Consider the following 20,089-nt stretch of genomic DNA (forward strand, 5'->3'; position numbering starts at 1 on the left):
CCTGAACCTGACGCTGCCGCACCGGCCCTGGAGGCCCCCGTGCCTGCGTCGGAGGCCCCCGCGCCCGACGTTCCCGTGCCCGCGCCCTTCGACCTCTACGAGGTGGAGCCGGATGCCCCCGCCGAGCCGGGCACCTGGCGCGCCCGCGAGGGCGTGTTCAGCTACACGAGCGTGCGCGCCCTTCTCGCCGAGGACGCCGCCGAGGCCGGCGGCCGGCCCGTCACGCCCACCCGTGCCGAGCGCGATGCCGAGGCCGCAGGCGCCCCCGCAATCGACGATGCCGATCGTGCCACCAACCTCGGCTCCGCCTTCCACGAGCTGGCGCAGGCGATGGTCGAGTCCGGTCGTCCCGTCGACGGCGAGCGCGTGGCGGCCCAGGCGCGTCGCTGGAACCTCTCCGCCCGCGCGGAGGCGCGCCTGCGGGCGGCGCTCGCGCGCTGGGAGGGCTCGTCCCTGCGCGCCGAGGCGCTCGCCTGGCCGCACGTGCGCGCCGAGGTGCCGTTCTTCCAGTCGCGGCCGGCGTCTCCCTACGGGGACTTCCTCGAGGGCGCGATCGACCTGCTCTGCACCAGCGAGGACGGGCGCCGCGCGCTCGTCGTGGACTACAAGACCGGTGACGCGGGGCTCACGTCCGAGGAGGTCCGTGCGCGCCACGCGATGCAGGCGGAGTTCTACGCGGGCGTCCTTCTCGCCGAGGGGTTCGAGCACGTGGCGTGCGCCTTCGTCTGCGTGGAGCGAGACGATGCGAGCGCTCCGGGCGAGCCCCTCGTGGCCCGCTACGCCTTCGACGCCTAGGACGCCGCGCCGGCCTCGGTTGTGCCCGGCGCGGTGTCCGTCCTCACGTCGACCCTTCACCTTGCATCCATATATAACATTCGCCCCCCCCGCGAAAAAGGTTGGCGGACGGGACCTGACGCCCCGCCTTGCCGTCAGAGGAATCGGCGATTGCCGCCCAGTTGTTTGCGGGTGCGTGAGCGATGGGACGCCACGGCGAAAACCGGTTATGTGCGTCCCGTTCCAGGGTGTCCAACAGAGATAACAAATGTTAATTTCCAGCTCAGAGATGGTGTGAACTGTGAGCTATCTGGAAGAAAGCTGGCAAAAAAAGTAGACCTTTCTTCCTGGCTGCACAGGACGACCCTTACGTCGGGACGCAGGGGCCGCTTTTTCGTCCTGAAACGAGAATCGCCAGTTGGCGGGCTCGTTACAGAACACTTCCCGTGACGTTCGTCCACGTTAGCACTCCCTTCCAGAAAAGTCTGCTTTTTGAGCAAGAGAAGGAGTAGGTACTCAGAAGAGACGGCTCGACGTGCGGGTTGCTATGTGGCAGGGCGCACGTCGGGCCGTCGGTCGTATCGAGCGATGTCCCGGATTGGCTGCGCAGTCAAAGAGAAAGGAAAGCAAGGAATGGGCTTCAAGAAGAAAAGGAACGTGGCTATCACAGCCGGCTTGACAGTCGTGCTGGCGCTGAGCCCGGTCGTCGTGCCGGTTGCCTCGGCGTTCGCCGAGGGCAATGCTCCCGTTGGGGAGACTTCTGCGGATACTCAGTCGGCGCAGAACGTCGTCGTTGACTTCGTGATCGACGGCCAGCGTGTCGATGGCTATACCGACGCGGCCGGCAACACCCTCGGCCACTTCCTCGACAACGTCGACGTGGCTGACGCCATCGCCGCCAAGGAGGCCCAGGGCCTTCGCTTCGTCGGCTGGCAGACCAAGGCTGCTGACAGCGACATCTACCAGATGGTCGACGAGAGCTACGTCGTGACCGGCAACGCCGTGTTCATGGCCGTCTTCGAGCCCGCGGGCGCAGCGACCAACACCTTCACGGTCGAGTTCCACGACATGGCAGGCGTCACGGTCGACTACGTGACCCTCTCCACCGAGTCCGACGCCATCGCGTTCACCGAGTTCGTCAACGGCTTCGTGGCCGAGCACCCGGAGTACGCCGGGACCGAGTGGAGCCTGCTTCCCACCGGCGCCGTCCTGCCCAGCAGCAACGCCATCGGCTACAGCCTGAACGTCTACGCCCTCGCCTCCGAGGAGCCCGTGGACCCCGAGGCCACGACCTATGACGTGACCTTCGACGACTGCCTCGACAACACCGAGAACCAGGTCGTCACCGTCAACGAGGGCGAGTCCATCAACGCCGACGATGTCAAGACCCCGAGCTGCGAGGGCTACACCTTCGTTGGCTGGTATACCGACACCGCCCTTACGCAGGCCTTCAACTTCGACAGCCCGATCACCTCTGACATGACGGTCTTCGCCAAGTGGGAGAAGAACGCCGACCAGGTGACCCCGGGCGAGGGCACCCAGACCCCGACCGATCCTGCCACCGAGCAGGCCGCCGAGGACGCCGTGCCCAACACCGGTGACGCCACCGTCGCCGTCTCCGGCATCGCCGGCCTCGGCGCTGCCCTGGCCGGCCTCGGTGCCTTCCTGAAGCGTCGCCGCGCCTAAGGTGTGTGATGGCGTCTCAGTCACGGGACAGCCTTCGTCCCGGCGCCCCTGCGGGCGCCGGGACTCCGGGGCCCCACCGCTTTACGCGGGAGAAGATCCTCGACCTCATCTCTGAGGCCATGGAGAGCTCCGGCGGCCTCGTTGCCACCAAGCGCGAGCTTGCCGAGCGCTGCGGGTGCGTGTCCGTCACGGTTGACCTGGCCGTCAAGGGCCTGCGTCGCTCTGGTCAGATTGAGGTCCCGCCCCAGTTTGATGAGTGTGGCGGGCAGGTAGCAAACGTCTACCGCATTCCCGTGCGCTGACTGCCGTAGATAACGCCTTCTGAGGGCGCCGCCTCCTACAAGGCGGCGCCCTTCTCTGTCCCAAGGTTCTTCTCGCCGTGTCCGCATTCGGTTCGCACCGCAACGCTCTCGATTTCCCAACACGCTCCCTACCTGCAAAAACGCAAGGAATCGCAGGTAGATAGCCTGTGTGTGCCGATTAGAAATCCTGCGACGTTACCTTGGCCAGCCGATGCCGAACGTCGGGAGGCGCGGGACGTTTGCGCTACCATTGAGGGCCGACAAGCCCGGCGCGGCTCAGGCCCGCCCTCAAAAGGAGCCCACATGTCTGACGATAAGAACGTGCAGGTCCAGCCGTCGCTCTTCGGTGACGACGCCCCCGCGCCGAGCGACGCCGCCGTCCCCGCGCCCGCCCGGACGCCGCGCGCCCGCGTCGCCGAGCTCAACCGCGTCCTCAACCACGCGGCCTACGCCTACTACGCGCTCGACCGCCCGGAGATGTCAGACGCCGAGTTCGACCGCACCCTCCAGGAGCTCCTGGCCCTGGAGGCCGCGCACCCCGAGCTCGTCAGCCCGGACTCCTACACCCAGCGCGTGGGCGGCTACGTCTCCGAGCAGTTCGAGCCGGTGACCCACGCTGCGCGCATGTACTCGATGGATGACGCGATGGACCTGGACGAGCTCGACGAGTGGCTCGCCCGAACCGACGAGGCCCTCGGCGCCACGCCGGAGCGGCCCGTGGCCTACACTTGCGAGCTCAAGATCGACGGCCTGGGCGTGGCGCTCACCTACCGCGACGCCCAGTTCGTGCGCGCTGCCACCCGCGGCGACGGCACCACTGGCGAGAACGTCACGGCAAACGTGCTCACCATCTCGGATATACCGCGTGCGCTTGCGCCGGCGGGCCTCGCGCGCCTGGCCGACGGCGGGCTCGGCCGCTCGGTGGAGGTCCGCGGCGAGGTCTACATGCCGCGCCACTCCTTCCAGCGCCTGAACGAGGACGCCGACGCCGCCGGGACCGCGCCCTTCGCCAACCCACGCAATGCCGCGGCGGGCAGCCTCCGCCAGAAGGACCCCAAGGTGACGTCCCACCGCGACCTGGAGACCTTCATCTACGCGGTGGCCGACGAGGCGCCCATCGACGTCCACACCCAGCACGACTTCCTCGCCTGGCTCAGGGACTGCGGCTTCTCCGTGAACCCGCACTTCGCGCGCTGTACCTCCGCCGCCGAGGTCCACGCCTACTGCGAGCGCGCCCTCGCGCACCGCGACGAGCTCGACTACGACATCGACGGCGTGGTGGTGAAGGTGGACTCCTTCGCCTCCCAGGAGGCGCTCGGCTTCACGGCGCGCGCGCCGCGCTGGGCCATCGCGTTCAAGTTCCCGCCGGAGGAGAAGCGCACCGTCCTGCGCGAGATCCGCGTGCAGGTGGGGCGCACCGGCGTCCTCACGCCGGTGGCCGAGTTCGACCCGGTGACGGTGGCCGGCTCCACGATTGCGCGCGCGACCCTGCACAACGTTGACGAGATCGAGCGCAAGAACGTCCGCGTGGGCGACACCATCGTGGTCCACAAGGCGGGCGACGTAATCCCCGAGGTGGTGGGCCCCGTGCTGGAGCTGCGCCCGGCCGGCGCGCCCGAGTTCCACATGCCGGAGCGCTGCCCCTCCTGCGGCAGCCCCGTGGTGCGCGAGGAGGGCGAGGTGGCCTACCGCTGCGTCTCCATCGACTGCCCCGCGCAGGCCGTGGAGCGCCTCATCCACTGGGGCAGCCGCAACGCTATGGACATCGACGGCCTCGGTGACGAGATCGTGGGCCGCATGGTGGAGCAGGGCCTGCTCTCCGACGTCGCCGACTTCTACGACCGACTCACCGAGAAGGACCTCGCGGAGGTCTGGACCGGCCGCCAGACGGTGGACGGCGAGGACATCGTGGTGGGACCGGTGATCGCGGCCAAGATCATGGCGCAGGTGGTGGAGTCCAAGCGCCGCGGCCTGGCGCGCGTCCTCTTTGGCCTGGGCATCCGGCACGTGGGCGCCACGGTGGCCCGGCAGCTGGCGGCCCACTTCGGGAGCATGGAGGCGCTCGCCACGGCGTCCGAGGAGGACATCGCCGCGGTGGACGGCGTGGGGCCCAAGATCGCAGCCAGCGTGCGCGAGTTCTTTTCCGTCGAGAAGAACGTGGCGGTGGTGGAGCGCCTGCGCGAGGCGGGCGTGGTCCTGGAGGAGGAGCGCCGCGAGCCGGAGCGGCCGCAGACGCTTGCCGGCCTCACCTTCGTGCTCACGGGCACGCTCGAGCGCCACACGCGCGACGAGGCCAAGGCGGCCCTGCAGGCCCTTGGCGCCAAGGTCACCGGCTCGGTCTCCAAGAAGACGAGCTACGTGGTGGCCGGGGCGGCCGCCGGCTCGAAGCTGACGAAGGCCGAGAGCCTCGGCGTGCCCGTGCTCGACGAGGCCGCCCTCGAGGACATCCTCGCCACCGGCAACCCGCCCGCGTGAGACGGGGGTGAGACGGGGGGACGGAGGAGGTGTCTCCGCTCCGTCCCCCTGTCTCACTCTGATGACTACGCATCCCCGAGTTTGGGAAACCTTGACCCAAGGCAACGGGCGGAGGTGTCTCATGGCGCGCACGGCGAGAAAAGAGGCAAGTTCGGGCATCTACCATGTAATGCAGCGCGGAGTTGGTCGGCAGATCATCTTTGAGGACGACGTCGACCGCCGGTTCTACTTGACGGTGCTTCGCGAGGAACTGGTCGCGCGCGAAGGGGTTCTTCTCGCCTGGTGTCTCATGGACAATCACGTCCACCTGCTGGTGCAAATCGCCCTTGACGAGCTCTCTGAGGTAATGCGTGCGCTTGGATCGGCGTACGCCCTCTTCTTCAACAGGCGGCATGACCGTGTCGGCCACCTCTTTCAGGATCGATTCATGAGCGAGCCAGTCGAGGACGAGCGCTACCTCCTCACGGTGGTGCGCTACATCCATCAGAACCCCGTGCGGGCAGGCATGAGCCCGACGTGCGACTATCGCTGGAGCAGCTATCCCGCCTACATGGGCGCGCGCGACGAGAGCGGTCAGACAAGCTGCGACCTTGTGCTCTCGCTGTTTGGCACCACGGACGAGCTGGTGCGATTTCATAAAGAGTTTGATTATTCTGGCGGATGCATGGACGTCGGGGCCACTGGTCGGCCAAGGAGCGACGAGGCGGCCCGGAAGATCGCGGTCCAGGCTCTTGGCAAGATTCGACCCGAGGAAGTCGCCTCACTTCCGCGTCCCCGCCGTAACGAGGCGATAAGAACGTTGCGGGCGACAAGCCTGTCTCTGAGACAGATAGAGCGTCTGACGGGGGTGTCGCGGGCGGTCGTGTCGCGGGTGCGGTGACCGAAGAGACAGGGGGACGGAGCGGAGACACTTCCTCCGTCCCCCTGTCTCACCCCTGTCTCACTAGCGGGCGTGCTCGCGCCGCCAGTCGCGCGGGGAGACGCCGTAGGCGCCCTTGAACGCACGCGAGAAGTGCAGCTGGTTGGGGTAGCCCACCGTGCGCGCCACCTCGCCGATGGGCAGCGTGGTGAGCTTGAGCAGCTCGGCCGCCTTGGTCATGCGGTAGCCGATGAGATACTGCTGCGGGGACTTGCCCATTGCCGCCTTGAAGACCTTCCCGAAGTAGCTGCGGTTGAGGCCCACCTGGCGCGCCATGTCCTCCACGGTGATGTCCTGGTCGAAGTTCTTCGTCACAAAGTCGAGCGCCTCGCGGATGTAGAAGTCCTGCAGCTTGCTGGACGGCGAGCTCTGGATGTGCTCCACGGAGCGCAGGAGGTAGTCCAGGAAGAGGTAGGTGTGGCCGATGAGGTGGAGGGGCGAGGCGTCCCGGTTGGCCACGAGGTAGCGCATCTCGTCGACCATCCGGACGCAGAGCTCGGTGGAGTGCGCCCGGTAGATGGGAGAGGACATGGAGAGCCCCGCGAGTTCGAGGTCCTCCTTCACCCGGATGCCGTCGAACTCCACCCAGATGTACTCCCACGGGTCGGCGAGGTCTGCCACGTAGGTGTTCACCTGGCCCGGGAAGATGAGAAACCCCTCGCCGCCGGAGAGCTGGTAGCTGGTCTCGACGCCGTTTTCGTTGGTGGCCAGCAGCGTCCCGCTGCCGGAGATGACGTAGTGGAAGAGGTAGTGGCTGCGCCGCGCCGGCCCGAAGGCGTGGCCGGGCTCGCAGGCCTTGCGCCCGTACTGGAAGGGCATCAGGTCAACGTAGTGGCCGCTCGGAAACGTTGAGAACTCAAGCTCGTGGGCAGGCACGGCATCCCCCTTTGCGGGCCGCGACGTCCCGCGCGCATCCAGGGCGGTGCCTCAGGCCTCGCCCCCTTCAAAGACCTATGACACATTATGCACAAACACGACGCAAAAGATATGTACCAAAAATGAACAATACAGCGCAAAAAGGTATATAGCGCCGTAAAGGGACTTTTTGCCGCCAATCCGCCCAGGCAGGCAAGACAAACACAACTAGCTGCAGAGATAAAAGTTCCCTTACAACCGTTTACCCACGTTTCGTATCCGTTCATCGATTGCCCTCACGCGCGTATTTTGTAAAAAACACGCAATCTACCAGCAAGAGAACGCATAAAGGTATAACTCATGCAGCAAAGCAAACAATATGTCGCAATTTTGTCAAACCTAGAATAAGCCCCAACGTTATGTGGGACCTGCGCGGAGAGCGCGCGCCGCACGGGCAGGGAGAAAGGGAGCGCAATGGCGAGTCTCTCACTGGAGCACATCGGAAAGAAGTACCCCAACGGCTTTGAGGGGGTGAAGGACTTTAACCTGGAGATCGCCGACAAGGAGTTCATCATCTTCGTCGGCCCGTCCGGCTGCGGCAAGTCCACCACGCTCCGCATGATCGCGGGCCTGGAGGACATCACCTCCGGCACCCTCAAGATCGACGGCCGCGTGGTCAACGACGTCGAGCCCAAGGACCGCGACATCGCGATGGTCTTCCAGACCTACGCCCTCTACCCGCACATGTCGGTCTACGAGAACATGGCCTTCCCCCTCAAGCTCCGCAAGGTCCCCTCTGACCAGATCGACAAGGCCGTCCACGAGGCAGCCCGCATCCTCGACCTCGAGAAGCTGCTCGACCGCAAGCCGTCCGCGCTTTCCGGCGGCCAGCGCCAGCGCGTCGCCATGGGCCGCGCCATCGTCCGCAACCCCAAGGTCTACCTGATGGACGAGCCGCTCTCCAACCTCGACGCCAAGCTCCGTGTCCAGATGCGCGCGGAGATCTCCAAGCTCCACGACCGCCTCGGCGCCACGATCATCTACGTCACGCACGACCAGACCGAGGCCATGACGCTCGGCGCCCGCATCGTCGTCATGAAGGACGGCGTCATGCAGCAGGTGGACACCCCCACCAAGCTCTACAACGAGCCCTGCAACCTTTTCGTGGCCGGCTTTATCGGCTCGCCGCAGATGAACTTCATCGACGTCTCCGTCGCCGAGAAGGGCGCGGGCGTCGAGCTCACCTTCGGCTCCAACAAGATCACCCTCACCGGCCCCAAGGCCGACGCCCTCAAGAAGGGCGGCTACGTGGGCAAGGCCGTCGTCATGGGCATCCGCCCGGAGGACGTCGTGGAGGAGCACGAGTACGCCGAGGGCCGCACCCTCTCCGAGTCCTTCCCGGCCGAGGTCACGGTCTACGAGCTGCTGGGCTCCGAGGCCATGATTTACGCCGACGTCGAGGGCGGCCAGATCTCCGCGCACCTCTCCGCAGCCAGCTCCGTGCGCACCGGCGACAAGATCCGCTGCTCCGTTGACGTGGACAAGATCCACCTCTTTGACAAGCAGTCCGAGCTCGCCATCGCCCACTAGGGAAGGAGGGGCATAGCAGATGAGAAGAACCCTGACACGTCGCTCCTTCCTGAGCGCCGCGGGCGCCGCGGCGGCCGGCCTCGTGCTTGCCGGCTGCACGAGCGAGCGCGCCGACGGCAAGGTGGAGGTGGAGATCGTCTCCTACAAGCAGGAGGCCGTCTCAACCTTCGAGCAGCTCATGGAGGAGTTCAACTCCACCCACGATGACATCTACCTCAACATCACGAGCCCGGCCGACGCCGTCACCATCATGAAGACGCGCTTCGTCCGCGAGGACTACCCCGACGTCATCGGCATCGGCGGCGACGGCGACTACGCGAGCTTCGTCGACTCGAACATCCTTGCCGACGTCTCCGACTGCCCGACCGAGAACGAGGTCAAGGACTCCTACAAGGACATCCTGAAGAGCGTCACCTACGTGCCGATGGACGGCATCTACGGCGTGCCGTACGTGGCCAACGCCGCCGGCATGCTCTACAACAAGGACATGTTCGCCGAGCCACGGCTGGCAGATCCCGGACACCTGGGACGGCCTGATCGAGCTCTTCGAGCAGATCAAGTCCGAGGAGCCTGACATCTACCCGATCTACCTGGGCTACCTCGACACCTGGACGATCCTCTCGCCGTGGAACTCCATCACGATTAACATGGTCCCCTCCGACCTCTCACGCCAGGTCAACTCCGGCAAGGCGAAGTTCGCCGACTACTATCGCGAGCCGGCCGAGCGCATGCTCCAGCTGCTCGACTACGCGGAGCCGAGCCCGTTTGCCTACGCCTACAACGACGCCTGCACCGCCTTCGCGCGCGGCCAGAGCGCGATGTACCCGTGCGGCAGCTTTGCCGTCCCGCAGATTCTGACGGTGAACCCGGACATGAACATCGGCATGTTCGCCATGCCCTCGGCGGACAACCCCGACGACCGCATCGTGGTCTCCGGCGTGGACCTGCAGTGGTGCGTGGCCGAGACCTGCCAGCACAAGGACGCCGTCTACGAGGTCATCGCGTTTCTGTCCCAGGCCGAGAACGTCCAGACCTACATCGACGACCAGCGCGCCATCCCGTGCCTCGAGGGCGACTTCACGCTTGACCCGCTCTTCGACGACATCCAGCCGTTCCTCGACGAGGGTCGCGTCCTCGACTACCTCGACCACTCCTACCAGAGCTCGATGGCCTGCGACGCCCAGATCCAGACGATGCTGATCTCCGGCGACGTGGACGCCTTCCTCACCAAGTGGGACGAGGACTGGCAGCGCTATAACCGCTCGGTCATCCGCAAGGTCCAGGAATACGAATCGAACCAGGGATAAGGAGGGAAGCACATGGCAAGTCTCGCTAAGGCCAAGAACGGGTCGGACAGGAACCGCACCTTCCTTCTCATCCTGATTCCGGTTCTGATCGTGTTCATGGCGTTCAACACGTTCCCGCTGCTCACGGGCTTCTTCTACAGCTTCACCGACTCCAAGGGCTACGGCGCCTTTGAGATCGTGGGCCTGCAGAACTACATCGACCTGTTCCAGGACGCGCGCGTGGGCAACTCGTACCTCTTCACGTTCAAGGTGGCCGTGGTCTCCACGGTGCTCGTCAACGTGATCTCGCTCGTGCTGGCCATCGGCCTGTCCAGCAAGATCAAGTTCAAGAGCGGCCTGCGCGGCCTGTACTTCGTGCCGCGCATCCTCGGCGGCCTCGTCGTGGGCTACGTGTTCAGCTACTTCTTCACCTACATCGTGCCCGCCGCCACCGGCACCGAGTCGATCCTCGCAAGCTCGGACTGGGCATGGGTGGCCATCGTGGTCGTGCTCGTGTGGCAGAGCTGCGCCCAGACCACGATCATCTACATCACGGGCCTCTCGTCGGTTCCCGAGGACGTCTACGAGGCCGGCGCGCTTGACGGCGCCACCGGCTGGGACAAGTTCCGCTACCTGACGTTCCCGCTCATCATGCCGTCCATCACCACCAACATGGTGCTCGTGATGAAGGACATGCTGATGGTCTTCGACCAGATCGTCTCGATGACCTCCGGCGGCCCGGCGCAGTCCACCGAGTCCATCTCCTACCTCATCTACAACAACGGCCTCTCGGGTGGCCAGTTTGGCTTCCAGTGCGCCAACGCGGTGCTCTTCTTCATCCTCATCGCGGTGGTCTCCATCGTCCAGACGCGCTTCCTGAACAGTAAGGAGGAGCAGCTCTAATGACTAGCACAAGCACAAGCGCCCCCAAGAAGGTTAGGGAGCGGGTCAACTGGCTCATCACCATCCTGCTCATGATCGGCACCCTCACGATCCTCTTCCCGCTCTACATGGCCGTGGTCATCGCCTTCAAGGACCCCTCCGAGATGACCAACGACATCGCGGGCATCCTGAGCCTGCCGAGCACCTGGAGCCTCGACAACTTCATCCAGGCCATCCAGGTCACGGACTTCTTCCACTCGTTCATGAACTCGCTCATCATCACCGTGGTGGCCGTGGTCGTCTCCATCCTGGTCCACAGCCTCGCCGCCTACGCCATCGGGCGCAACATGGACAGCAAGAAGCTCTTCAAGGCGTCCTACTACTTCATCATCGCCGGCATGTACGTGCCCTTCGCGATCCTGATGATGCCGCTCGTCAAGCAGACCGCCGTCATGCACCTCGACAACATGGTCGGCGTCATGATCCTCTGCGTGGTGTTCTACATGCCGATGAACATGATGCTCTACACCGGCTACCTGCGTAACATCCCCACCGCCCTCGAGGAGGCCGCCCGCGTTGACGGTGCCTCCACCTGGACCACCTACTGGAAGGTCATCTTCCCGCTCATGAAGCCCATGCACGCGACCGTCGCCGTCATCACCGGCCTGGCCGTGTGGAACGACGTCATGACCCCGCTCGTCATCATGGGCGGCACGGGCGTCAACACGCTGCCCCTGGCGCAGATGAACTTCCAGACGGCCTTCTCCACCAACTACAACCTGGCGTTTGCCTCCTACCTGCTCGCCATGCTCCCGATGATCATCTTCTACATCGTGGCGCAGAAGCAGATCATCGGCGGCGTCACCAACGGTGCCGTGAAGTAGGGCACGGCGCTTCAGGAAAGGTGTCCCCCTGCGCCCGGAATCCGCCGTCTGACGGGTTCCGGGCGTCCCCCAATGCAGTAAAGTCTTCTGAGGTAGGGACGCCTGTCTCGTCGTGTCGTAAGACCAAGTCAATAGAAACCGAGGAGCTCATGTCACTGTCCTATGACGCCCCCAGCCGCCTGTTCACCCTCAGCACCCGGGCGACCACCTACCAGATGCAGGTCGACCGCCACGGCCACCTCCTGCACCTCTACTACGGCACGAGGACCTCGGGAGACCTCAGCTACCTCGTCACCTACTGCGACCGCAGCGGCATGTGCGGCCAGCCCTACGGGGACGCCGACCGCACCTTCTCGCTTGACGTGGCGCCGCAGGAGTTCCCCTTCCAGGGCGGCGGTGACATGAGGAGCCCGGTGCTCATCGTCCGCGGCGACGACGGTACCTTTGGCTGCGACCTGCGCTACGTCCGGCACGAGGTCCGCCCCGGCAAGTACGAGCTCCCCGGCCTGCCGAGCGCCTACGCCGAGCAGGACGACGAGGCCGAGACCCTCTCGGTGACGCTTGCCGACGCCCGGCTCGGCCTTGAGGTCGAGCTGCTCTACGGCGTGCTGCCGAGCTTCGACGTGATCACGCGCGCCGCCGTGGTGAGAAACGCCGGGAAGGGCCGCGTCACCGTCGAGAAGCTCCAGAGCGCCTGCCTCGACCTCGTCAACGGGGACTTTGACCTCCTCACCTTCGACGGGCGCCACGCGATGGAGCGCCGTCCTTCTCGCCGGCACGTCGAGAACGGCGCGATGTCGGTGGGCAGCCGTCGCGGCATGTCCTCCAACCAGTACAACCCGTTCGTGATCCTCTGCGACCGCGACGCCACCGAGACCGCCGGGCGCGCCTGGTCGATGAGCTTCGTCTACAGCGGCAGTTTCCTCGCCGAGGCCGAGCGCGACCAGTTCGAGCAGACGCGCGTCCAGATGGGCCTCATGGACGACCTCTTCTCCTACCCGCTGGAGCCCGGCGAGCAGATCGTGGCGCCCGAGGTCCTCATGACCTACTCCTCGGCTGGCCTGGAGAAGATCTCCCACAACCTGCACCGCGTGATCCGCCGCCGCGTCTGCCGCGGCCCCTGGCGCGACGCCCCGCGCCCCGTGCTCATCAACAGCTGGGAGGCCTGCTACTTCGACTTCACCGGCGACCGCCTGGTCGAGCTGGCGAGAAAGGCCGCGGACCTGGGGCTCGACATGCTCGTCATGGACGACGGCTGGTTCGGCGTGCGCAACGACGACCACCGCGGCCTCGGCGACTGGAAGCCCAACATGGCCAAGCTCGGCGGCACGGTGGCCGACCTCGCGCGCCGCGTGAACGAGTGCGGATTGGGCTTCGGCATCTGGGTGGAGCCCGAGATGGTCAACGAGGACTCCGACCTCTACCGCGCCCACCCCGACTGGGCGCTCACCGTGCCCGGCAAGGACCCGGTGCTCGGTCGCGACCAGCTGGTGCTGGACCTCTCGCGCGCCGACGTGCGCGACAACCTCTTCGAGCAGCTGAGCGCCGTGCTCGACCAGGGCGGAATCGAGTACGTGAAGTGGGACTACAACCGCTCGATCGTGGACGTGCACTCCCGCGTGGCGTCCGACCAGGGCAAGGTCCTCTACGACTACATGCTCGGCCTCTACGACCTGCTCGGCCGCCTGCGCTCGCGCTACCCCGACCTGCTCATCGAGGGCTGCTCAGCCGGCGGCGGGCGCTTCGACGCGGGCATGCTGGCCTACACGCCGCAGATCTGGACCTCGGACAACACCGACGCGCGCAACCGCATGATGATCCAGTACGGCACCTCCTTCGGCTACCCGTGCTCGGCGATGGGCGCGCACGTCTCCGCCTGCCCCAACGAGGTCACGGGCCGCACCGTGCCGCTCGGCGCGCGCGGGACCGTGGCGATGGCCGGCGGCGCCTTCGGCTACGAGCTTGACCTCCTGGAGCTTCCCGACTGCGCCTGCGAGCTCATCAAGAGCCAGGTGGCCACCTACCGCAAGATCGAGCCGCTCGTGCGCGAGGGGGCTCTACTACCGCCTCTCCGTGCCGGAGGTCGACGACGTCTGTGCCTGGGAGTTCGTCTCCGAGGACGGATCCGAGGCGCTCGTGTGCGCGGTGGTGACGCGGGTGGACGGCTACGGCGTGGCCCACTACGTGCGCCCGCGCGGTCTCACGCCCGGCGCGACCTACCGCATGGCGAGCAACGGGTGCGAGTTCTCCGCGGACGCCCTCATGGACATGGGCCTTCCGCTCACGGTGCCCAACTCGCCCTACGAAAACTTCATGTATAGCTTCGAGCGCGTGGACGGCTAGCGGGAATCGCCGTCCCGCCGCACGGAGCCCGTGGGGCCCCGAGGCCCCGGAAAGGAGCGTGCGATGGTGGAGAGCCAGGACAGTAGGGGGGAGCGCCGCGACGAAGCCGTGGGCGCCACGGAGCGGGGGATTGCCGAGCTCGTGGCCTACGCGCTCAACCGCGACCTCATCGGCGAGGACGACGTGACCTACGCCGCCAACCTCATGCTTGACGCCCTGCACTACGAGCCTACGGGCGCCTTCGTCCCGCGGGAGGCCGTGGCCGCGGCGCGCGCCGCCGAGGACCACCCCGACCTCGAGGTCATTCTCGCCACGCTCCTGGACGACGCGGTGGCCCGCGGCGTGTGCGACCCCGGCATCGCCAGCCGCGACCTCCTGGACACGCGCCTCATGGGCTGCGTCACGCCGCGCCCGAGCGAGGTCGTCCGCACGTTCTGGGAGCGCTACGAGGAGTCGCCGGAGGCGGCCACGGACTACTTCTACCGCCTTGCGCTGGACTCCGACTACATCCGCTCCTACCGCGTGGCGCGCGACCGCAAGTGGGTCACCCACACCCGCTACGGAGACCTCGACATCACGATCAACCTCTCCAAGCCGGAGAAGGACCCCAAGGCCATCGCCGCGGCGCTGGAGAAGCAGAAGTCCGGCGCGGCCGAGCCCTACCCGCGCTGCCAGCTCTGCCCGGAGAACCTCGGCTACGCCGGGCGGCTCGACCACCCCGCGCGCGAGACCATCCGCCTCATCCCGCTGTCGCTTGCCGGCGAGCGCTGGTACCTGCAGTACAGCCCCTACGTCTACTACAACGAGCACTGCATCGTGCTCTCCGAGGCCCACGTGCCCATGCGGATCGACCGCAGGACCTTCGAACGGCTCCTCGAGTTCGTGACCAAGTTCCCGCACTACACGGCCGGCTCCAACGCCGACCTGCCCATCGTGGGCGGCTCGATCCTCACGCACGAGCACTACCAGGGCGGCCGCTACGAGTTCGCGATGGCGCGCGCCGGCCTGCGCGAGGAGCTCTCCTTCCCGGGCTTCGACGACGTGCGCGCCGGCATCGTGGACTGGCCGATGTCCGTGATCCGCCTGGACGGGCCCGACCCCGCGCGCCTCGTGGAGCTCGCCGACCGCGTCCTCACGGCGTGGCGCGGCTACTCGGACGCCTCCGTGGGCGTGCTCGCCGAGACCGAGGGCACCCCGCACAACACCATCACGCCGATCGCACGGCGCCGCGGGGAGGACTTCGAGCTCGACCTGGTGCTGCGCAACAACCGCACCACCGAGGAGTACCCGCTCGGCATCTTCCACCCGCACCAGGAGCTGCACCACATCAAGAAGGAGAACATCGGCCTCATCGAGGTCATGGGCCTCGCGGTGCTGCCGTCCCGTCTGCTCGGCGAGATGGAGCGCCTGAAGGAGGTCATCCTTTCCGGCGGGGACCCGGCGGAGGTGCCGGAGGTGGCAAGCCACGCGGCCTGGACGGCCGAGGTGCTCGGCCGGCACCCGGAGTTCCTGCCGCAGAACGTGGGCTCGCTCGGCGAGAAGGACGCGGCGGCCCTCGACGGCATCATCGAGGAGGAGATCGGCCAGGTCTTTGCGCAGGTGCTCGAGCACTGCGCGGTCTTTGCGGACAACGAGGAAGGAAGGGCGGCGTTCGGGCGCTTCGTCTCGAGCGTGGGCTAGAAGGGAGCAGCAATGGCGTTTCCGAGCGATGAGGTTCTGAGCAGGGTCTACGGGGAGGACGCCCCGCGCGCGGCTGAGCGGCTCTCGGCGCTGGCGGCCCGCTACGAGGAGCTCTTCGGCGCCGGCGAGGTGCAGTTCTTCACGGCGCCGGGCCGCACGGAGATCATCGGCAACCACACCGACCACAACGGCGGCAAGATTCTCGCCGCAAGCATCACGATGGACAGCATCGGCGCGGCGGCGCCCACCGACGACGGCGTCATCACCATCGTGAGCGAGGGCTACCCGGACCCGATCGTCGTGGACACCAAGGCGCTTGACCAGATCCCGCACGAGGGCGGCTCCCGCGCGCTCGTGGCCGGCATGTGCGAGGCGGCGCTCAAGCGCGGCTACCAGGTCGGCGGCTTCAACGCGGTGGCGTCCTCCGAGGTCATCCCGTCGGCGGGCGTGAGCTCGTCGGCCTCCTTCGAGATGCTCGTCTGCGAGGTCCTGAACCACCTCTACAACGACGACGCCATCGACCGCGCCGACTATGCGCGCATCGGCCAGTACGCGGAGAACGTCTGGTGGAACAAGGCGTCGGGCCTCATGGACCAGATGGCCTGCGCGGTGGGCGGCACGATCCTTCTGGACTTCTCCGACGGTGTGAAGTACGAGAAGGTGGACTTTGGCTTCGACGAGCTCGGCTACAGCCTCGTGATCGTCAACACGGGCAAGGGCCACGCCGACCTCTCCGAGGAGTACTCCTCCGTCCCCAACGAGATGCACGCGGTGGCGGCCGAGCTCGGCGTGGAGAACCTCTGCCAGACCACCGAGGACGCGGTGCTCAGGCGCCTCGGCGAGCTCCGCAAGGCATGCGGCGACCGCGCGGTCCTGCGCGCCCTGCACTACTTCGAGGAGTGCGGCCGCGTGGAGCAGGTCGAGCGCGCGCTTGCCGCCGGCGACAAGGACGCGGTGCTGGCTGCCATCACGGCCTCGGGCAACTCCTCCTGGGAGTGGCTGCAGAACGCCTACGTCCCCGGCATGCCCCAGGAGCAGCCCATCCCGATGGCACTCGCCCTCACCCAGATCTACCTGCGGCGCATTGGTGCGGGCGTCTGTCGCCTGCACGGCGGCGGCTTCGCGGGCGTCATCATGTGCGCCCTGCCCAAGGCCGAGACGGCCGGCTACGTGGACTACATGGCCGGCTACTTCGGGCGTGAGAACGTCTACCTCACCAACATCCGCCAGGTCGGCGCGGCCTGCCTGGGGTAGGGCGGCTGCGGCTGCGGAGACGATTTCTTGTGCGGGCGGCCTGCGGGCCGCCCGTTCTTCTCGCCGGGCGATGCGTGGGGCGGTGGGCCGAGCGGTCAGCTGCGCGGGGACTACCTGCGCGGGAATCCGGGGGAGTGTGCGTTTTCCGCGCCAGAATCAGCCCTGTTGTGCGTGGCTTGACGCACAGACCCCCGGAATTTCGCATCGTAAACGCACAACCCCCCGGATTTGGGCGCGGGTAGCCCCCATGCGGCCAGCCCCCGCGCAGCAAGCCCCCGCCCGGCGAGAAGAACCTGCGGCCCGAAAGGCCCCGCCCACCCGCGTCCCGCTACAGCGCGTCCACGCGGAAGAGGCCGCCGCGGCGCTCGATGGTCTCGTCGGGGATCTCCAGCTCGAAGGAGCCGCAAGCGTTAATGATCGTGGTGCCGCAGGGGTGCTCGCAGACGCGCTCGATGCGGCCGTAGCTCGTGTGGACGTGGCCGTGCACGAGGTAGCGCGGCCGCACGCGCTCCACGAGCGCGCCGAGCGCCTCGAAGCCGCGGTGGGGCAGGTCGTCGAGGTCGCCGTAGCCGCGGGCCGGGGCGTGCGTCACCACGACGTCCACGCCGCCCGTCGCCTGGGCGAGCAGCGCCATCCGGGCGCAGCGCCGCCGCATCTCGGCCTCGGTGTAGCCGTGGACCTGCTCGTTGTAGCGGATCGACCCGCCGAGGCCCATGATGCGCAGGCTGCGGAAGTCCCGCAGGTGGCCGTCGATGCTGACGCAGCCCTCGGGCGGGTGGGTCTCGTAGGCGGTGTCGTGGTTGCCCCAGACGTAGGCAAGCGGGACGTTGGCGAGCGTCACCACGTGCTCGAGGTAGGTGGCCGGCAGGTCGCCGCAGGAGATGATGAGGTCGACGCCTGCCATCCGCTCGCGGTCCCAGTGGTCGTAGAGCCAGCGCTCCTCGACGTCGGAGATGCAGAGGATCCTCATGCTCGCCGCCCTTCCGTGCCGCGCGCGGCGGCGTGTCGGCGGGCGCGGCCCGCGCGTGTCGTGGCGCGCCCGCGGCCCCAGGTTCTTCTCGCCGGGCGCGTCATCGGCTCGTGTCCTTGAGCAGCAGCCTCGCCGGGTCCACGGGGATGACGCCGGCCACCTCCACCTCCACGAGGCCGTCGCGGGAGAGCTCGCGCTGCTCGGGCAGGCGCCCGACCACGTTCTCGTTGAGCCAGCGCATGCGCACGATCTGCTCGCTCGTGAGGCGCCCGGCGTCTGGGCCCTGCACCTGGTCGCCGCCCTGCGCCACGAGCTCGCCGGTGAACGGGTGGGTGCGCCCGGAGAGCACCGACTGCCGCAGCACCTCCACGAGCTTGCGCTGTCCGCGCGGCAGCTCGCCGGTGAGCGCCACGTCCAGTACGCCGGCCGACATGCCCCACCAGTAGTTAAGCGACTGCCCCTGGATCTTCTCGCCCTCCTTGCGCCAGGTGTCGTTCCTGATGGAGCGGACGAGCAGCTCGTAGTAGCGGCCCCACTTCCAGACCGGCTCGGCCAGGTGGGTCTCGGCGCCGCTTTCCTCCACGCGGTAGAGCCCCCAGGACTCGCGCGGGGCGAGCGGGTTTGCGTAGTCGCGCCCGGAGACGATGGTCACGCCCTCCTCGCGCAGCTCCCGCCGCCAGTCGTAGTCCTTGGCCGAGAACCACTTGAGGTGAACCGTGGCGTAGGGGTCAACCATCTGGGCGCCGATGGCGAAGGCGTTGATCTCGGCCACCGTCGAGAAGACCGGCGAGTTGGCCACGTACCCCACCTGGTGGTGGGGCGCGAGGCTCGCCGCCAGCGCGCCGAGCAGGAACTTGGCCTCGTACATGCGGCCGTAGAAGCCGCGCACGGCGCTGTGCGAGAGGCTCACGGAGCAGTTGAGGTAGGCGGGGCCGGGGTGCTTGGCCGCCGCGCGCAGGGCCTGGCGCATCTGCGTGGCGGAGCACGTGATCACGAGGTCGACGCCATCTGCCACGGCCTCGTCGACGGCCTGGTCGAAGGCCGCGTCGGAGCTGCGGTCCGTGAAGGCATGGGTCACGACCGAAGACCCCAGGCGCTCCTCCAGCTTCTTGCGCCCGCGCTCGTGCAGGGCGATCCAGCCGGACGAGAGCGGGTTGCGGTCGTAGATGAAGGCCACGCGGAACGGCTTGGCAAGCACCGGCACCGCGGTCTTGGCGAGGCTCTTGAGCTTGGGCAGCGGGGCCGTGTGGCCGAGGCTCGGGTCCTCCAGGTAGGCGCGGGCCCCCTCGCCCTGGGTGACCACGAACTCGCCCCAGATGCGGTCCACCTCCTCGGCCACGGCGGAGGGCGCGAGGTCGCGCACGTGGTTGAAGCCGAAGATGGAGACGTAGGTGGCCAGCGCGTCGCCCACCTGCAGGTCGAGCGCGTCGCCGCCGTGGGCGCGGAAGGCCGCGGAGAAGGCGTCGAAGGTGGAGCGCAGGTCGCGCACCACGTCCTCCGGCCAGGGATGCTCGAGGTCCTGGCCCACGAGAGCGGCCAGGCGCGCGTAGAAGCCCTCCTCGCCCGAGATGATGCCGTAGATGGGGCAGACGTGGTAGAAGCGCGTGAACTCGTGGTAGATGCGCAGGCCCTTCTCGTCCGAGGGCATCGGCACCACGCGCGTGATGTTGGCCAGGATGGTCGGCGAGCCCACGTAGCGCGAGACCGAGACGCGCTTGTTACCCTCCTGCACGTAGAAGCGCTGCAGGTACTCGTAGACCACGATCGGGTCGCGGAGGCCCTCGGCGCGCTGGGAGTCGATGAGGTCGCTCCACTTGGCGGCGAACTCCGAGCCCGCCTCCGCGATCGGCATGAACGAGCTGGAGAACATGTTCTGCCGCCCGCGGGTCTTGGTCCCGGCGATGAGCGAGAGGTCGATCTCCGTGAGGCCGATGGGCACCTCGCCCTGGTAGCCCTGGTTCTTGAGGATGTCGTCCAGGGCGGGGGGATAGGGGTAGCGTCCGTCCGAGACGTCGCGCTCGACCTGCTTGAGGCCGAGCTTTCGTGCCTTGGCGTAGTCTTCGAGCATGGAGCTCCAATCTGCCGCGGGCGTGCCGTGTCCCCCTGGGCGCCGCGCGGGGCGCCCCCCACGTCAATGGTAGCGGTTTGGCGCGGGGGAGCGGGGGGCGCCCCGCGCGGCGCCCAGGGGG

At 67.3% G+C, this 20,089-nt stretch carries 16 protein-coding genes and 1 pseudogene; 14 read left to right on the plus strand and 3 right to left on the minus strand.

The window, feature by feature from the left end; genetic code table 11:
* From H9X80_RS08390 to H9X80_RS08410, 5 genes are all read left to right on the plus strand, one after another.
* Positions 1-795 (plus strand): PD-(D/E)XK nuclease family protein (locus H9X80_RS08390; RefSeq protein WP_204793893.1); only part of this gene is annotated, 795 nt, incomplete at its 5' end.
* A gap of 612 nt (positions 796-1,407) precedes the next feature.
* A complete protein-coding gene (locus tag H9X80_RS08395) occupies positions 1,408-2,460 on the plus strand; it encodes an InlB B-repeat-containing protein (RefSeq protein WP_204793894.1) in 1,053 nt (350 codons plus the stop codon).
* Positions 2,461-2,468: 8 nt separating this feature from the next.
* Positions 2,469-2,762 carry a hypothetical protein gene (locus H9X80_RS08400; RefSeq protein WP_204793895.1) on the plus strand — a complete coding sequence of 98 codons (294 nt, stop codon included), beginning with the start codon at positions 2,469-2,471 and terminating at the stop codon, positions 2,760-2,762.
* 303 nt (positions 2,763-3,065) lie between these two features.
* Complete coding sequence (gene ligA, locus H9X80_RS08405; RefSeq protein WP_204793896.1) at positions 3,066-5,237, plus strand: NAD-dependent DNA ligase LigA; 2,172 nt, start codon at positions 3,066-3,068, stop codon at positions 5,235-5,237.
* 121 nt (positions 5,238-5,358) lie between these two features.
* The gene (locus H9X80_RS08410; protein WP_204793897.1) at positions 5,359-6,117 is read left to right on the plus strand and encodes a transposase; all 759 of its coding nucleotides are present in this window, start codon (positions 5,359-5,361) and stop codon (positions 6,115-6,117) included.
* A gap of 63 nt (positions 6,118-6,180) precedes the next feature.
* On the opposite strand, the gene H9X80_RS08415 is transcribed toward H9X80_RS08410, so the two are convergent.
* Positions 6,181-7,032: an AraC family transcriptional regulator gene (locus tag H9X80_RS08415; RefSeq protein WP_204793898.1), complete on the minus strand. Its 852-nt coding sequence runs from the start codon at positions 7,030-7,032 to the stop codon at positions 6,181-6,183.
* A 453-nt stretch (positions 7,033-7,485) separates the two neighbouring features.
* Between H9X80_RS08415 and H9X80_RS08420 the strand changes: the two genes are divergently transcribed.
* The 9 genes and pseudogenes from H9X80_RS08420 to H9X80_RS08450 all read left to right on the plus strand — a co-directional run bounded on the left by H9X80_RS08420 (position 7,486) and on the right by H9X80_RS08450 (position 16,930).
* A complete protein-coding gene (locus tag H9X80_RS08420; protein ID WP_204793899.1) occupies positions 7,486-8,601 on the plus strand; it encodes an ABC transporter ATP-binding protein in 1,116 nt (371 codons plus the stop codon).
* 19 nt (positions 8,602-8,620) lie between these two features.
* On the plus strand, positions 8,621-9,175 hold the full coding sequence (locus tag H9X80_RS09290; protein WP_275100718.1) for an ABC transporter substrate-binding protein: 555 nt from the start codon (positions 8,621-8,623) through the stop codon (positions 9,173-9,175).
* Positions 9,156-9,908, plus strand: coding sequence for an ABC transporter substrate-binding protein (locus H9X80_RS09295; RefSeq protein ID WP_342590901.1), 753 nt, complete (start codon positions 9,156-9,158; stop codon positions 9,906-9,908). Before H9X80_RS09290 ends, H9X80_RS09295 begins: the two co-directional genes overlap by 20 nt.
* Before the next feature lie 12 nt (positions 9,909-9,920).
* Positions 9,921-10,790, plus strand: a complete 870-nt coding sequence (locus tag H9X80_RS08430) for a carbohydrate ABC transporter permease (protein ID WP_204793900.1) — start codon at positions 9,921-9,923, stop codon at positions 10,788-10,790.
* Positions 10,790-11,653 carry a carbohydrate ABC transporter permease gene (locus H9X80_RS08435; RefSeq protein ID WP_204793901.1) on the plus strand — a complete coding sequence of 288 codons (864 nt, stop codon included), beginning with the start codon at positions 10,790-10,792 and terminating at the stop codon, positions 11,651-11,653. The genes H9X80_RS08430 and H9X80_RS08435 overlap by 1 nt, the downstream gene beginning before the upstream one ends.
* 215 nt (positions 11,654-11,868) lie before the next feature.
* Positions 11,869-13,647 (plus strand): annotated as a pseudogene (locus tag H9X80_RS08440) (alpha-galactosidase); the annotation flags it as partial.
* Positions 13,648-13,801: 154 nt separating this feature from the next.
* Positions 13,802-13,996, plus strand: coding sequence for a GH36 C-terminal domain-containing protein (locus H9X80_RS09400; RefSeq protein ID WP_342590902.1), 195 nt, complete (start codon positions 13,802-13,804; stop codon positions 13,994-13,996).
* Positions 13,997-14,059: 63 nt separating this feature from the next.
* On the plus strand, positions 14,060-15,676 hold the full coding sequence (locus H9X80_RS08445) for a UDP-glucose--hexose-1-phosphate uridylyltransferase (protein WP_204793902.1): 1,617 nt from the start codon (positions 14,060-14,062) through the stop codon (positions 15,674-15,676).
* A 12-nt stretch (positions 15,677-15,688) separates the two neighbouring features.
* Entirely contained in the window at positions 15,689-16,930 is a 1,242-nt protein-coding gene (locus H9X80_RS08450) for a galactokinase (protein ID WP_204793903.1), read from the plus strand.
* 328 nt (positions 16,931-17,258) lie between these two features.
* Here H9X80_RS08450 and H9X80_RS08455 read toward each other — a convergent pair whose 3' ends face one another.
* Both H9X80_RS08455 and H9X80_RS08460 read right to left on the minus strand, forming a co-directional pair.
* Positions 17,259-17,900 (minus strand): metallophosphoesterase family protein, encoded by a 642-nt coding sequence (locus H9X80_RS08455; protein ID WP_204793904.1) that lies wholly within the window; start codon positions 17,898-17,900, stop codon positions 17,259-17,261.
* Positions 17,901-18,000: 100 nt separating this feature from the next.
* Complete coding sequence (locus H9X80_RS08460) at positions 18,001-19,968, minus strand: BMP family ABC transporter substrate-binding protein (protein ID WP_204793905.1); 1,968 nt, start codon at positions 19,966-19,968, stop codon at positions 18,001-18,003.
* Between the last annotated feature and the right edge of the window lie 121 nt (positions 19,969-20,089).

Source organism: Olsenella profusa (genome assembly GCF_016900315.1).
GTDB lineage: Bacteria > Actinomycetota > Coriobacteriia > Coriobacteriales > Atopobiaceae > Thermophilibacter > Thermophilibacter profusus_A.